The following is a 14,201-nucleotide window of genomic DNA, read 5'->3' on the forward strand; positions in this document are numbered from 1 at the left end:
GCTGATCAACGGTTGTATCGAGACATAATTCAAGTCTGCAGTCCTGATGAGATCACTTCTCCGGCGTACAGAGGGCTTGCATGGCCCGCAACTAGCAAGTTGGAAGGAAGCCGCTCACGTTTCAATTTGAGTGACGGGCGCAACGCCTCGATTTCAAATGCTCAGGCGATTGTAATTGCTCAAAGAGCGCCGGGTTCGAACACTTGCAAATCCTTCGCATTTTCAGCTGGATGCCGGTTGCAGCCAGCGCGTCGCCTCGCCGCATGCGAGGGGGCAGAATTTTCTGTCAGCCACGTTAGTTATGATGGGGATGGCATGTTGCCATCGCGCTGAAAGCGTCCTAACCCGACGCTTTCGACGCCCGTCCTTCGAGGAGCTCACCTCATATGACCGAGATTGAACGCTTTGCCCTCGACTATCTGCCAGTGATCCTGTTCCTGGGACTTGGTGTGATCCTGTCGCTGCTTTTCATTATTGGCGCCGCCATTCTGGCCCCGTCCAACCCGGACCCTGAAAAGAATTCGGCCTATGAGTGCGGCTTCAACGCTTTCGACGATGCGCGCATGAAATTCGATGTCCGCTTCTATCTGGTGGCCATCCTCTTCATCATCTTCGACCTGGAGGTGGCCTTCCTCTTCCCTTGGGCGGTCAGTCTCGGCACCATCGGCGTGTTCGGCTTCTGGTCCATGGTCGTCTTCCTCGGCGTGCTGACGGTAGGTTTCATATACGAATGGCGCCGTGGGGCGCTGGAGTGGGAATAGATGGCCGACGACTATAAGCCGTATGCACTTGGAGCCGGCCGGGCCGGTGTCGAAGGCGGGCACGATGTGCGCGCTGACGACCCGTTCTTTGCCGGTCTTTCCGATCACCTTGCCGACAAGGGCTATTTCACCGCACGTGCCGACGATCTGATCGCCTGGGCGCGGACCGGTTCGCTCATGTGGATGACGTTCGGTCTGGCATGCTGCGCCGTTGAAATGATGCAGGCAGGCAATCCGCGTTATGACCTTGAACGCTTCGGCATGGCGCCGCGCGGCTCTCCGCGTCAGTCAGACGTGATGATCGTTGCCGGCACGCTCACCAACAAGATGGCGCCAGCGCTTCGCAAGGTCTACGACCAGATGCCGGAGCCGCGTTACGTCGTGTCGATGGGGTCCTGCGCGAATGGCGGCGGTTATTATCACTATTCATACTCAGTCGTTCGCGGCTGTGACCGTATCGTGCCTGTCGACATCTATGTGCCAGGCTGCCCGCCGACCGCAGAAGCGCTCGTCTATGGTATGCTGCAACTTCAGAAGAAGATCCGCCGCGAAGGCTCGATCGAGCGCTAGGCGGAAAGGATTTACTGGTCATGAGTGAAGCCCTGAAAGAGCTTGGCGAGCATATCAGCGACTCGTGCGCTGATATGGTGAAAAGCTTCCATGTGAAGCATGGCGAGCTGACGCTGCTCGCCGAACGCGATTCGATCCTGCGCCTGTCGAAATTCCTAAAGGACGACAATCAGTGCGTCTTCGAGACGCTGATCGACATTTGCGGTGTCGACTATCCAGAGCGCAGCCAGCGCTTCGAGGTCGTCTACCACTTCCTGTCGATGCGCCTGAACCAGCGCATCCGCGTCAAGGTGTCGACTGATGAGAGCGCCGCGGTGCCGAGCCTTACCGGGCTTCACCCCAGCGCCGACTGGTTCGAGCGCGAAGCATTCGACATGTATGGCATCCGCTTTGCCGGTCACCCGGACATGCGCCGCCTGCTGACCGATTATGGCTTCGAGGGCTATCCACTGCGCAAGGACTTCCCGCTGACTGGTTATACCGAAGTGCGTTATGACGACCTTGAAAAGCGGGTTGTCTATGAGCCGGTGAGCCTAGTTCAGGAATATCGCAATTTTGATTTCCTATCGCCGTGGGAAGGCATGACCAAAGAGCTGCCGGGTGATGAAAAGGCGGAGAAGGAGGCTGACAATGGCTGATAGCGCTTACATTTCGTCCTCCGACGACGACCGCAAGTTTACACTGAACTTTGGTCCGCAGCACCCTGCTGCGCACGGCGTGCTGCGCATGATCATGGATCTCGACGGCGAAGTCGTCGAGCGGATCGACAGCCATGTCGGCCTTCTGCACCGCGGCACCGAAAAGCTGCTGGAGTACAAGACCTACCTGCAGGGCCTTCCGTATTTCGACCGGCTCGACTATGTCGCGCCGATGAACCAGGAGCATGCCTGGTGCCTTGCGATCGAACGTATGCTTGGTCTGGAAGTGCCGCGCCGTGCCAGCTTTATCCGCGTGCTTTACTCTGAAATCGGCCGTATCCTGTCGCACATGCTGAACATCACGACGCAGGCAATGGACTGCGGCGCGCTTGCCCCGATTACCTGGGGCTTTGAGGAGCGCGAAGTGCTGATCGGCTTCTATGAGCGTGCCTCCGGTTCGCGTATGCACTCTGCATATTTCCGGCCGGGCGGCGTTCATCAGGACCTGCCGCCAGACCTGCTCGACGATATCATGCACTTCTGCAGCCGTTTCCCAGATGCAATTGCGCACATTGAAGGGCTGATCACGGAAAACCGTATCTTCAAACAGCGCAATGTCGATATCGGCGTTGTCGATGAGAAGATGATCATGGAGTGGGGTTTTTCGGGCGTCATGGTTCGCGGCTCCGGCTTGGCATGGGACCTTCGCCGCTCACAGCCTTACGAAATCTATGACGAGATTCCGGGCGATGTCTTCAAGGTCGTGGTTGGCAATAATGGCGACAATTATGACCGCTATGTCTGCCGAATGGAGGAGATGCTCATCTCCTGCGACATCATGAAGTGGTGCATCGAGAACATGCCGGAAGGCGAAGTCCTGCTAGCAGGTTCGAAGGTTTCGCCGCCGCGCCGCGGTGACATGAAGCGCTCGATGGAAGCGCTCATTCACCACTTCAAGCTTTACACCGAAGGCTTCCACGTGCCCGAAGGCGAGGTTTATGCCTGCGTCGAGGCGCCGAAGGGCGAGTTCGGTGTGTATCTGGTTTCTGACGGGACGAACCGTCCATATCGCGCAAAGATCCGTGCGCCGGGCTATCCGCACCTCGCGGCCATGGATCACCTGTGCAAGGGGCATATGCTGGCAGACGTCTCTGCCATACTGGGTTCGCTCGACATCGTGTTTGGGGAGATCGACCGCTAATGGCACTACGCCGTTTTGATCTTGAGGCAGGGAGCGAAACCTTCGCTTTCAAAGCCGAAACAGAGCCGACGATTGCGTTCTGGATGGGCAAATATCCAGAGGACAAGAAGCGGTCTGCCGTCATCCCGTTGCTCTGGCTGGCTCAGAAGGATAATGGCGGCTGGCTGTCCGAGCCGGCGATGCGCACGGTCGCTGACCGCCTCGAGATGCCGTATATCCGCGTCTATGAGGTTGCGACCTTCTACACGATGTTCCGCCTTCAGCCCGTCGGCAAGAATCACGTCCAGCTTTGCGGTACGACGCCTTGCATGCTGCGCGGTGCCAATGATCTGAAAAAGGTCTGTGAGAAACGCATCGGCAAGAAGATGGCCGTGACGGATGATGGCCGCCTGTCATGGGAAGAGGTCGAGTGCTTGGGCGCCTGCGTGAACGCGCCGATGGTCCAGATCAATGACTATTACTATGAAGATCTGACGCCGGAATCTCTCGATGAGATCCTGTCGCGGCTGGCTGGCGGTGTAGACGTGCCTCCGGGGACGTTCGTTGACCGTCTGAACAGTGCGCCGATTGGCGGCGCGACGACGCTGAAAGAGGCGGGTCTGTTCGATGGGGCGCGCAACGGCGCTGCCGGGCTGCCGAACCTTCCAGAGGCGACCAATGGCGACACGCCAGAGCCGGAAGCGAAGGGTGAGCCGGCCCGTTCGAAGCCGACCAATACCGATCGCGAAGAGACCTCCAAGGCCGCGGTCGAAGCGGCCGATGACGAGATGGAGCTCGAAGGCGAGCGTCCAGCGGCGTCTGAAGCCAGCTCTGAAGACGGCGACGATCTCAAGAAAATCAAGGGCATCGGGCCAAAGATTGAGAAACAGCTCAATGAGCTTGGCGTGAACACATTTGCACAGATCGCGGCCTGGAGCGGCGATAATGTGAAATGGGTCGACGGGTATCTCTCTTTCCGGGGCCGGATCGAGCGGGAATCCTGGATCGAGCAGGCCAAGACATTCGCATCTGAGGACAAAAGCTAATGCTGCAGGACAAGGATCGCATCTTCACCAATCTGTACGGCGCGCACTCGCCGGGCCTCGAAGCGGCCAAGAAGCGCGGAGCCTGGCATCTCACGCGTGAGATGCTGCAGCAGACGCCGGAATGGATCTGCGACCAGATCAAGGCATCCGGCCTTCGTGGCCGCGGCGGCGCTGGCTTCCCGACAGGTCTCAAATGGACCTTCATGCCGAAGGAAGTCCGTGACCGGCCTCACTATCTGGTTGTGAACGCTGACGAGTCCGAGCCGGGTACGTGCAAGGACCGCGAGATCATGCGCCATGATCCGCACCTTCTGATCGAGGGCTGCATGGTCGCGTCCTATGCGATGCGCGCGCACGCCTGCTATGTCTATCTGCGCGGCGAATACATCGCTGAGCGTGAGGCGCTCGAGAAGGCGGTGAAGGAAGCTTATGAGGCTGGTCTGGTTGGCAAGAACAACAAGAATGGCTGGGACTTCGACATATACGTCCACCACGGTGCAGGTGCCTATATCTGCGGCGAGGAAACGGCGCTGCTCGAAAGCCTTGAGGGCAAGAAGGGCCAGCCGCGCCTGAAGCCGCCATTCCCGGCCAATGCCGGTCTCTATGGCTGCCCGACCACGGTGAACAATGTCGAGTCGATCGCTGTTGCGCCAACCATCCTGCGTCGCGGCGCTGAGTGGTTTGCTGGCTTCGGCCGCCCGAACAATACAGGCACGAAGCTGTTCTGTGTCTCCGGCCATGTGAACAAGCCGTGTAACGTCGAAGAAGAAATGTCGATCACCTTCCGTGATCTCATCGAGACCCATTGCGGCGGTATCCGTGGCGGCTGGGACAATCTGAAGGCTGTGATCCCCGGTGGTTCGTCGGTGCCGATGGTGCCTGCCGAGCAGATCATGGACGCCTATATGGACTTCGACACGCTGCGGGACCTGCGCTCAGGTCTCGGCACGGCGGCCGTCATCGTGATGGACAAATCCACCGACCTCATCCAGGCGATTGCGCGGATTTCCTACTTCTACAAGCATGAGAGCTGCGGCCAGTGTACGCCGTGCCGTGAGGGTACGGGCTGGATGTGGCGCGTGCTGGAGCGGATGGCGAAGGGCCAGGCGGAGATGTCGGATATCGACATGCTGCTCGACGTGGCCAGTCAGGTCGAAGGGCACACGATCTGCGCCCTTGGCGACGCCGCAGCGTGGCCCGTGCAGGGCCTTATCCGCCACTTCCGGCATGAGATCGAAGACCGCATTTCCGAATACCGGGCGCCGCGCACCATGGTGCAGGGCGCAAACGTGGCAGCGGAGTAGGGCAGACACGACTGATGAGCACGCTCCGCAACATCCTCACCACCATCTGGTGCGCTGTTATCATCGGGACGAATACGTTCGCCCTGATCGTTACCGCGCAGCATTTTGGCGTGGATGTTCTGGCGCTGAATTCGGTCCTGCTGCCAGTGGTGCAGATGAACGCGATGATCGTGCTCGGCATCTTGTCGCTGGTCTCGACAAAGTATCTCTGGGCGATCCTCGCTGTAGCCGTGCTCTCGCTTCTACTGACGCTGGCGCATGACCTGCTTGTGGTGCGCGTCTGGCGTCCTTCCGCGATGCTGGGCAGCCTGCTCGTGATCGTTCCGACCTATCTCCTTGCGCGCTGGAATTCGCTGTCGCGCGAGACGAAATTCAATCCCGTACAAGAGTTCTAAAGCGATGGCTGACGACCTTTTCAAACTGAACATCGATGGCAAGGACATTGAGGTGCCCAAGCACTACACGCTGATGCAGGCGTGTGAGGAAGCTGGCGCCGAGATCCCGCGCTTCTGCTATCATGAGCGCCTGTCGGTCGCTGGCAATTGCCGCATGTGCCTGGTTCAGTGGAAAGGCGCGCCGAAGCCAATCGCCAGTTGCGCCCAGACCGTTGGTGACATGCGCCTCAATCCGGATGGTTCGCCGCCAAACGTTCTGACCTCTGGTGACTATGTCGAGAAGGCCCGCAACGGCGTGATGGAGTTCCTGCTCATCAACCACCCGCTGGATTGCCCGATCTGTGATCAGGGCGGTGAGTGTGACCTGCAGGACCAGGCCATGGCCTATGGCCGGTCTGGTTCGCGCTATGCGCTGAACAAGCGCGCGGTCGAGAACAAGAATATGGGCCCGCTGGTCAAGACGATCATGACCCGCTGCATCCAGTGTACACGCTGTGTGCGGTTCGCCGCAGAGGTTGCCGGTGTCGAAGAGCTGGGCATGATTTCGCGCGGCGAAGACGCTGAAATCACGACCTATCTTGAAGAATCGCTGTCGTCGGAGCTCTCCGGCAATGTCATCGATCTTTGCCCGGTCGGCGCGCTGACGTCGAAGCCTTACGCCTACAATGCGCGCCCATGGGAGCTGCGCAAGACTGAGTCGATCGACATCATGGATGCGATGGGCGCGGGCATCCGCGTTGATGCAAAAGGAGCGGGCGTGATGCGTATCATGCCTGTCCTGAATGAAGAGGTGAATGAGGAGTGGCTGTCAGACAAGTCGCGCTTCGTCTGGGACGGCCTTGCCCGCCAGCGTCTCGACCGGCCTTATGTCCGCGAGAATGGCAAGCTGCGCCCCGCAAGCTGGAGTGAGGCGCTGCAGAAGACCGCAGAGGCGCTGAAGGCTTCCAAGGAAAAGACCGGCTTCATCGCTGGCGACCTCGTTGAGGTTGAACAGGCCCGCGCGGCGCTTGATCTAGCCCGCAACCTCGACATCGCGTCGACTGACTGTCGTCCGGCTGGCGCATCTTATGGCGCCGATGGCGTCCGTGAGAAATACATTCTCAACCCGACGCTCATGGGGGTCGAGGAAGCTGACGTGCTGTTGCTGATCGGCACCAATCCGCGCGTAGAGGCATCTGTCTGGAATGCGCGCATCCGCAAGGCCTGGCTCTGGAATGACCTTCAGGTCGGTCTGATCGGCGAAGGCGTAGACCTCACCTATGACTATGAACACCTCGGCACTGGCCCGGCAGACCTCGATGGCCTGCTGAAAGGCGACAGCGCATTTGTGACGGCCTTCAAGAATGCCAAACGCCCGATGGTTGTGGTTGGCGAACATGCGCTGGTTGGAGAGCACGGTCTCGATGTGCTGAATGCCGCGCACCAGATCGCACTGGACGCCGGCGCGATCACCGATGAGTGGAGCGGCTTTGGCGTGCTTCATAATGCGGCTGGTCGTGTTGGCGCGCTTGATACCGGTTTCGTGCCGGGCGAAAACGGGCTCGACACGAAGGCAATGCTCGAAGGCGGCCTCGATACGCTGGTCCTGCTTGGCGCAGATGAACTTGATCTCAGCAAACTTGGCGACACGACGGTGATCTATGTCGGCTCGCATGGGGATCGCGGCTCGTCTCGCGCTGACATCATTCTTCCATCTGCGGCCTATACCGAAATGGAAGCGACCTATGTAAACACGGAAGGCCGCGTGCAGATGACCCGTAAGGCCGTCCAGCCGAAGGGCGAGGCCCGCGAGGCCTGGGCGATCTTCCGCGCGCTGTCAGAGCTGACCGGCAAGACGCTGTCCTATGATTCGGCCGACCAGCTTCGCGAACAGATCCGTGAGCATAATCCGATATTTGCTGGCCTCGGTTTTGCGCCGGGTGCTGGCGGCCATGAGGCGCTGTCCCAAGCGCCTGAAAAGGCCAATAACCTCGCCGGAGCGCGTCCTTTTGAAGCGCCCTTCGAAGATTTCTATCTGACCAACCCGATTGCACGGGCGTCAAAGACGATGGCGGAATGCTCGCTCATGAAGCGTGGCCTTGAAACGCCGGTAGCAGCGGAGTAGGCGAGCGCCATGAGTGCATTCATCCAGGAACATGGACTGCTTTTTGGCTGGCTGACCGTCATCGGTCAGATCCTGCTGTTTACGGTTGTCCTGCTGCTTTCGCTGGCCTTCCTCCTGCTTATGGACCGGAAGGTCTGGGCAGCTGTGATGATGCGCAAGGGGCCGAACGTTGTCGGTCCTTTCGGCCTGCTGCAGAGCTTTGCCGATTTCGGCAAATTCCTCCTGAAAGAGATCATTATTCCAGCGGGTGCCAACAAGACGGTCTTCCTGCTGGCTCCGATCCTGTCGCTAACCCTGGCATTTGCCGCATGGGCGGTGATCCCCGTGGCGCCGGGCTGGGTGGTTGCTGACCTGAACGTCGGTATCCTCTACCTGTTCGCGGTCTCGTCGCTTGGTGTCTACGGCATCATCATGGGCGGCTGGGCGTCGAACTCGAAATATCCGTTCCTCGGGTCGCTGCGGTCCGCGGCGCAGATGGTGTCCTATGAAGTATCGATCGGCCTGATCATTATCACGGTGATCCTGCTGGTGGGGTCGATGAACCTCAGTGAGATTGCGAACAACCAGTCAGGCGGTTTCTGGACCTGGCACCTGTTCAGCTTCAACAATATCCTCCTGTTCCCGGTGATGGTCGTCGTTTTCGTGATGTTCTTCATCTCCGCGCTGGCTGAAACAAACCGACCGCCATTCGACCTTCCGGAAGCCGAATCCGAACTCGTGGCTGGCTACCAGGTCGAGTATTCCTCCACGCCATACCTGTTGTTCATGATCGGTGAGTATCTCAACATCGTGCTTATGTGCTCGATGATGACGCTGCTTTTCCTCGGCGGCTGGCACGGTCCGATCCCGTTTGGCGAAGAGTTCGTCTCGAACTTCCCGGTCTGGATGGTCAATCTTGGTCACCTCGCCTGGTTCATGGCGAAGACCGTATTCTTCTTCTTCCTTTTTGCACTCGTGAAGGCTGTCGTGCCGCGCTATCGTTATGACCAGCTGATGCGCCTTGGCTGGAAGATCTTCCTTCCGACCTCGCTGGCCGCTGTTTTCCTTGTTGCAGGCTATGTTGTTTACGCAGGAGTCCAGGCATGAACATCGTTCAGTCCCTCCGCGGCGCCATGATGACGGACTTCCTGCATGCCTTCAAAATCGGCATTCAGGAAATGTTCAAGCGCAAGGCGACCGTGAACTATCCTTTCGAGAAAAATCCGCTGAGCCCACGTTTCCGTGGCGAACATGCGCTACGCCGCTACCCGAATGGCGAAGAGCGTTGCATCGCGTGCAAACTGTGCGAGGCGATCTGCCCGGCGCAGGCCATCACGATTGAGGCAGAGCCACGCGAGGATGGCTCCCGCCGCACGACACGCTATGACATCGACATGGTGAAGTGCATCTATTGCGGTTTCTGCCAGGAAGCCTGCCCAGTCGACGCCATTGTCGAGGGGCCCAACTTTGAATTCGCGACCGAAACCCGCGAAGAGCTGTATTATGACAAGGACCGCCTGCTTGCGAATGGCGACCGCTGGGAGCGACTCATCGCACGCAATCTTGAACTCGACGCGCCTTACCGTTAGGGCGGGGCGCCTTCACTTTCCTGCAGCGGTCTGACCGCTGGCAACATTGGGGCTCACACCGGTGGAACTCATCGCCTTTTACATATTGGCAGCGATCGTGACCGTTTCGGCAGTCGCCGTGATTGCCGCCAAGAACCCGGTTCACTCCGTGCTCTGGCTGATCACGGCCTTCTTCACATCTGCGGGCCTGCTCGTCCTGATCGGGGCGGAGTTCCTCGCAATGCTTCTGGTCGTCGTCTATGTCGGCGCGGTCGCCGTGCTCTTCCTGTTCGTGGTGATGATGCTGGATGTCGACTTCGTAGAATTGAAGCAGGGCACGCTCGGCTACTGGCCCTTTGCTGCGCTGGTCGGTGTCGCATTCGCTGCTGAAATCGCGCTCGTAACATTTGCGCGATCGGCCGCTGGTGATGAGATCAACGCCAAGCCCGGCGCGGCCACAAATGCCGAAGCCATCGGGCAGGTGATGTACACCGAATACCTACTGCTGTTCCAGATGTCCGGCATCATCCTGCTGGTCGCGATGATCGGTGCCATTGTGCTGACGCTTCGCCATAAGCCGCACGTCAAACGCCAGAACATCGCGAAGCAGACCGCTCGTACCCGTAAGGATGCGATCCGCCGCATCGACGTTGAGTCAGGCAAGGGACTTTAGGTCATGGATATTACTGTCAATCACTTCCTTGCTGTCTCGGCTATCCTGTTCACTGTGGGTGTCGTCGGCATCTTCGTGAACCGCAAGAACATCATCGTCATCCTCATGGCGATCGAGCTCATCCTGCTGTCCGTCAATATCAACCTGGTCGCCTTCTCGGTGTTCTCAGGCACGATTGTCGGCCAGATTTTTGCCATGCTGGTGCTGACAGTTGCAGCAGCCGAAGCGGCTGTCGGGCTCGCCATTCTCGTTGTTTTCTTCCGCAATCGCGGCGACATCGCCGTCGAGAGCATCGACCTGATGAAGGGCTAGACCGGATATGCTTCCTGATTTCGCACTTCTCTTCATCGTCCTGGCGCCGGGCCTCGCAGCCTTGATCGCCGGGGTTTTCCAGAAATACGTGACAGATACCGGCGCCATGGTCATCACGACCGGTACGGTCGGCCTTGCCGGCATCCTGTCGGTCATCCAGCTTTTCATGTTCGCCTTTGGCGGCGGTGTTGTTGAGGCGGTTCATACCGCAGCGCCTGCAGCTGGCGATCACGGCGCGGCCGTTGTTGCGCCGGTCCAGCATATCATCACGCTGCTGACTTGGATGGATGTTGGCCAGTTCCAGGCGGACTGGGCAATCCGCGTCGATGCGATGTCCATCGTCATGATGGCAGTGATCACGGGCGTTTCTGGCCTCGTCCACCTCTATTCATGGGGCTATATGAGCGAAGACCCGCATCGCGCGCGCTTCTTTGCCTATCTGTCGCTGTTTACCTTCATGATGCTCATGCTGGTGACGGCGGACAATTTTATCCAGCTCTTCTTTGGCTGGGAAGGCGTGGGCCTCGCTTCCTATCTGCTGATCGGTTTCTGGTACACGAAAGCGGCACCGAACAGCGCAGCCATCAAGGCCTTCGTGACCAACCGGGTCGGCGACTTCGGTCTCGCGCTTGGTATCATGGGCGTCTTCGTGGTGTTCGGGTCGGTAGAGTTCGAGCCTGTGCTGAGCGCCATCCGCGAGAATGCAATCGTGACACCGCTCGCGCTGGCCGACGCGGCGCCGATCCGCGAGCTGATCGTACCATTCCTTGGCTATAATGTGCCGGCGCTGGAGCTGATCGGCGTGCTCCTCTTCATCGGGGCTATGGGTAAGTCGGCGCAGTTCTTCCTTCACGTCTGGCTGCCAGACGCCATGGAAGGCCCGACGCCTGTTTCCGCGCTCATCCACGCCGCGACCATGGTGACCGCGGGTGTCTATCTCGTCTGTCTCGTGTCGCCGATCTATGAGTACGCACCGTTCGCAGCCGGCATGGTCACGCTTATCGGTGCCGTGACTGCGCTCTATGCGGCGACCGTGGGCATGGCACAGAACGACATCAAGCGCGTCATCGCCTATTCGACCTGTTCGCAGCTTGGTTACATGTTCTTTGCGGCCGGTATCGGTGCCTATCAGGCGGCGATGTTCCACCTGTTCACGCATGCCTTCTTCAAGGCGCTTCTCTTCCTCGGGGCAGGCTCTGTCATTCACGGCATGCACCATGAGCAGGACATGCGCCGCATGGGCGGTGTCGCGAAGTTCATGCCGCTGACCTATGCTGCCATGATGATCGGTACGATTGCGATCATCGGTCTTGGTATTCCGCACACTTCGTTCGGTTTTGCGGGCTTCTTCTCCAAGGATGCCATCATCGAGACGACGTTCGCGGCCGGGTCCAATGGCGTCAGCTTCGGCACGCTGGCCTTCATCTTCGGTATCGTGGCGGCGCTGCTGACGAGCTTCTATTCCTGGCGCCTCATCTACATGACGTTCCACGGCCCGCGTGAGGATTCGATCCTGCCGGAAACGCCGGAAGTCGACAGCCACGCGGACGAACATCTGTCGGTCGACGATCATGGTCACCATCACGACCACCATGAGGATCCGCATGAGAGCCCACTCGTCATGCTGATCCCGCTCGGCCTCCTGTCTCTCGGCGCCATTTTTGCCGGCTTTGTTTTCTACGACTCGTTCGTCGGTCACTATCAGGCCGAGTTCTGGGCTGGCGCGATCTATAATGCGGCGGACAACACGGTTCTGGCTGACAAGTACAATGTGCCGGAATGGGTGTTCTGGGCACCGCTCTTCGTGACCGTGACCGGCTTCCTGATCGCGACCTTTACGTATTTCTTCAACCGAGGTTTCGGAGCGAAGATTGCGGCATCGGGCGGCCCGCTGCATAGCCTGTTCGCCAACAAGTGGTACTTTGACGAGATCTATAACGCGACCTTCGTCAAGGGCACGCACTGGCTTGGCGGCTTCTTCTGGAAAACCGGCGACAAGCGTATCATTGACGGGTTCGGCCCGGATGGTGTGACGTCGCTCGTTCGGTGGGGCTCGCGCCGTCTGTCGGCCATGCACACCGGTTATCTTTATCATTATGCATTCGTGATCATTCTTGCGGCCCTCGTGTTTGGCGCGGTGATCTTCTGGCGTGCTGGAGGCGCGGGCTGATGGGCAATTTCCCAATTCTGACAGCGGTCACTTTTCTGCCGCTGGCTGGTGCCTTGCTGATCATGCTTGTGCAGACAGCCACAGGCAGCAATGGCCAGGATGAAGAAACGCGTGGGCGCCAGTCGCTCATGGCCGGCCTGATTTTCTCGGCCGCAACCTTCCTTGCCTCACTGGTGATGCTGGTAAGCTTCGAAGTCGACGCGCCGGGCTATCAGCTTGTCGAAGAAGTGAGCTGGTTTGCCGGTATCCAGTACAAGCTGGGCATCGATGGCATGTCGCTGCTTCTCATCCTTTTGACCACCTTGCTGACGCCGATCAGCCTGATTGCGTCCTATGGCACGGTGAAGCATCGCCTGACCGAATACACGATCGCGTTTCTCGTCCTCGAGACCTTCATGATCGGCGTATTCTGTGCGATGGACCTGGTTCTGTTCTACGTCTTCTTCGAAGCCGGTCTGATCCCGATGTTCATCATTATCGGCGTCTGGGGCGGAGCAGAGCGCATCTATTCCTCGTTCAAGTTCTTCCTCTACACGCTGCTCGGATCGCTCTTCATGCTGGCGGCCATCGTCTTCATGTACATGCAGGCCGGTACGTCCGACATTACGGTGCTTGAGACCTATGCTTTCGCGCCCGAGGTGCAGACCTGGCTATGGCTGGCCTTCTTTGCGTCCTTTGCCGTGAAGCTCCCGATGTTCCCGGTACATACCTGGCTGCCCGATGCGCACGTTCAAGCGCCAACGGCTGGCTCTGTGATCCTTGCCGGTGTGCTGCTCAAGATGGGCGGGTATGGCTTCCTGCGCTTCTCGCTGCCCATGTTCCCGGATGCGAGCCAGTTCTTCCAGCCAATGATGTTCGCGCTGTCGGTCATCGCCATTGTCTATGCGTCGCTGGTCGCTTTCCGCCAGACCGATATGAAGAAGCTGATCGCCTATTCGTCGGTGGCCCATATGGGTTTCGTGACGCTTGGCATCTTCTCCTTCACCGAGGTTGGCGTGCAGGGCGCGATCTTCCAGATGATCTCGCACGGCCTTATTTCCGGCGCGCTCTTCCTCATTGTTGGCATGGTCTATGACCGGATGCATACGCGTGAGATCGCAGCCTATGGCGGCCTCGTGAACAAGATGCCGATCTATGCGGCGATCTTCATGCTGTTCACGATGGCCAATGTCGGTCTGCCGGGGACTAGCGGTTTCGTCGGTGAAATCCTGACCATGACGGGTGCTTTCCAGGCGTCGACCTGGGCAGCGGCTGGCGCGGCGCTCGGTGTGATTTTCTCGGCGGTCTACATGCTGACGCTCTATCGCCGCACGGTGTTCGGCCCCGTAACCAATCCGGCGCTCGAAAACATCACCGATGTCGGCAAGAAGGATCTCATCACGATCACACCGCTGATCATCGGCACCATCCTGCTCGGCATCACACCAAATCTCGTATTTGACATCACGCGCGAAAGCAGCCTGCGCGCGCTTCAGATGATCACCGGAGGATAGAGGCACAT

General features: G+C 58.9%; 14 protein-coding genes. All 14 read left to right on the plus strand.

Features of this window, described 5'->3' with window-relative positions; translation table 11 throughout:
• Window positions 1–386 precede the first annotated feature (386 nt).
• Window positions 387–761, plus strand: coding sequence for an NADH-quinone oxidoreductase subunit A (locus tag O4G74_RS13370; RefSeq protein ID WP_119378118.1), 375 nt, complete (start codon window positions 387–389; stop codon window positions 759–761).
• On the plus strand, window positions 762–1,331 hold the full coding sequence (locus O4G74_RS13375; RefSeq protein ID WP_119378117.1) for a NuoB/complex I 20 kDa subunit family protein: 570 nt from the start codon (window positions 762–764) through the stop codon (window positions 1,329–1,331).
• A 20-nt stretch (window positions 1,332–1,351) separates the two neighbouring features.
• Entirely contained in the window at window positions 1,352–1,969 is a 618-nt protein-coding gene (locus O4G74_RS13380) for an NADH-quinone oxidoreductase subunit C (RefSeq protein ID WP_269403106.1), read from the plus strand.
• Window positions 1,962–3,170: an NADH-quinone oxidoreductase subunit D gene (locus tag O4G74_RS13385; protein WP_119378115.1), complete on the plus strand. Its 1,209-nt coding sequence runs from the start codon at window positions 1,962–1,964 to the stop codon at window positions 3,168–3,170. Before O4G74_RS13380 ends, O4G74_RS13385 begins: the two co-directional genes overlap by 8 nt.
• Window positions 3,170–4,195 (plus strand): NADH-quinone oxidoreductase subunit NuoE, encoded by a 1,026-nt coding sequence (nuoE, locus tag O4G74_RS13390; RefSeq protein WP_269403107.1) that lies wholly within the window; start codon window positions 3,170–3,172, stop codon window positions 4,193–4,195. The genes O4G74_RS13385 and nuoE overlap by 1 nt, the downstream gene beginning before the upstream one ends.
• The gene (nuoF, locus tag O4G74_RS13395; protein ID WP_269403108.1) at window positions 4,195–5,499 is read left to right on the plus strand and encodes an NADH-quinone oxidoreductase subunit NuoF; all 1,305 of its coding nucleotides are present in this window, start codon (window positions 4,195–4,197) and stop codon (window positions 5,497–5,499) included. Before nuoE ends, nuoF begins: the two co-directional genes overlap by 1 nt.
• Before the next feature lie 14 nt (window positions 5,500–5,513).
• A complete protein-coding gene (locus tag O4G74_RS13400) occupies window positions 5,514–5,894 on the plus strand; it encodes a hypothetical protein (protein WP_269403109.1) in 381 nt (126 codons plus the stop codon).
• A 4-nt stretch (window positions 5,895–5,898) separates the two neighbouring features.
• A complete protein-coding gene (nuoG, locus tag O4G74_RS13405) occupies window positions 5,899–7,998 on the plus strand; it encodes an NADH-quinone oxidoreductase subunit NuoG (protein WP_269403110.1) in 2,100 nt (699 codons plus the stop codon).
• A gap of 9 nt (window positions 7,999–8,007) precedes the next feature.
• Window positions 8,008–9,084, plus strand: a complete 1,077-nt coding sequence (gene nuoH / locus O4G74_RS13410) for an NADH-quinone oxidoreductase subunit NuoH (RefSeq protein ID WP_119378110.1) — start codon at window positions 8,008–8,010, stop codon at window positions 9,082–9,084.
• The gene (gene nuoI / locus O4G74_RS13415) at window positions 9,081–9,566 is read left to right on the plus strand and encodes an NADH-quinone oxidoreductase subunit NuoI (protein ID WP_119454311.1); all 486 of its coding nucleotides are present in this window, start codon (window positions 9,081–9,083) and stop codon (window positions 9,564–9,566) included. The genes nuoH and nuoI overlap by 4 nt, the downstream gene beginning before the upstream one ends.
• Window positions 9,567–9,627: 61 nt before the next feature.
• Window positions 9,628–10,218, plus strand: a complete 591-nt coding sequence (locus O4G74_RS13420) for an NADH-quinone oxidoreductase subunit J (RefSeq protein WP_419715403.1) — start codon at window positions 9,628–9,630, stop codon at window positions 10,216–10,218.
• Between the two features lie 3 nt (window positions 10,219–10,221).
• Window positions 10,222–10,530: an NADH-quinone oxidoreductase subunit NuoK gene (gene nuoK, locus O4G74_RS13425; RefSeq protein ID WP_119378107.1), complete on the plus strand. Its 309-nt coding sequence runs from the start codon at window positions 10,222–10,224 to the stop codon at window positions 10,528–10,530.
• A gap of 7 nt (window positions 10,531–10,537) precedes the next feature.
• On the plus strand, window positions 10,538–12,700 hold the full coding sequence (gene nuoL / locus O4G74_RS13430) for an NADH-quinone oxidoreductase subunit L (RefSeq protein WP_269403112.1): 2,163 nt from the start codon (window positions 10,538–10,540) through the stop codon (window positions 12,698–12,700).
• Window positions 12,700–14,193 carry an NADH-quinone oxidoreductase subunit M gene (locus tag O4G74_RS13435; protein WP_269403113.1) on the plus strand — a complete coding sequence of 498 codons (1,494 nt, stop codon included), beginning with the start codon at window positions 12,700–12,702 and terminating at the stop codon, window positions 14,191–14,193. Before nuoL ends, O4G74_RS13435 begins: the two co-directional genes overlap by 1 nt.
• Window positions 14,194–14,201: the final 8 nt, after the last annotated feature.

Origin of the sequence: Henriciella marina, assembly GCF_027213945.1 — a bacterium.
Classification (GTDB): Bacteria; Pseudomonadota; Alphaproteobacteria; order Caulobacterales; family Hyphomonadaceae; genus Henriciella; species Henriciella marina_A.

Bases quoted from the DNA above. Each gene is read 5' to 3' on its own strand.
- O4G74_RS13370 (WP_119378118.1), top strand. From the start codon at position 387: ATGACCGAGATTGAACGCTTTGCCCTCGACTATCTGCCAGTGATCCTG.
- O4G74_RS13375 (WP_119378117.1), top strand. From the start codon at position 762: ATGGCCGACGACTATAAGCCGTATGCACTTGGAGCCGGCCGGGCCGGT.
- O4G74_RS13380 (WP_269403106.1), top strand. From the start codon at position 1,352: ATGAGTGAAGCCCTGAAAGAGCTTGGCGAGCATATCAGCGACTCGTGC.
- O4G74_RS13385 (WP_119378115.1), top strand. From the start codon at position 1,962: ATGGCTGATAGCGCTTACATTTCGTCCTCCGACGACGACCGCAAGTTT.
- nuoE (WP_269403107.1), top strand. From the start codon at position 3,170: ATGGCACTACGCCGTTTTGATCTTGAGGCAGGGAGCGAAACCTTCGCT.
- nuoF (WP_269403108.1), top strand. From the start codon at position 4,195: ATGCTGCAGGACAAGGATCGCATCTTCACCAATCTGTACGGCGCGCAC.
- O4G74_RS13400 (WP_269403109.1), top strand. From the start codon at position 5,514: ATGAGCACGCTCCGCAACATCCTCACCACCATCTGGTGCGCTGTTATC.
- nuoG (WP_269403110.1), top strand. From the start codon at position 5,899: ATGGCTGACGACCTTTTCAAACTGAACATCGATGGCAAGGACATTGAG.
- nuoH (WP_119378110.1), top strand. From the start codon at position 8,008: ATGAGTGCATTCATCCAGGAACATGGACTGCTTTTTGGCTGGCTGACC.
- nuoI (WP_119454311.1), top strand. From the start codon at position 9,081: ATGAACATCGTTCAGTCCCTCCGCGGCGCCATGATGACGGACTTCCTG.
- nuoK (WP_119378107.1), top strand. From the start codon at position 10,222: ATGGATATTACTGTCAATCACTTCCTTGCTGTCTCGGCTATCCTGTTC.
- nuoL (WP_269403112.1), top strand. From the start codon at position 10,538: ATGCTTCCTGATTTCGCACTTCTCTTCATCGTCCTGGCGCCGGGCCTC.
- O4G74_RS13435 (WP_269403113.1), top strand. From the start codon at position 12,700: ATGGGCAATTTCCCAATTCTGACAGCGGTCACTTTTCTGCCGCTGGCT.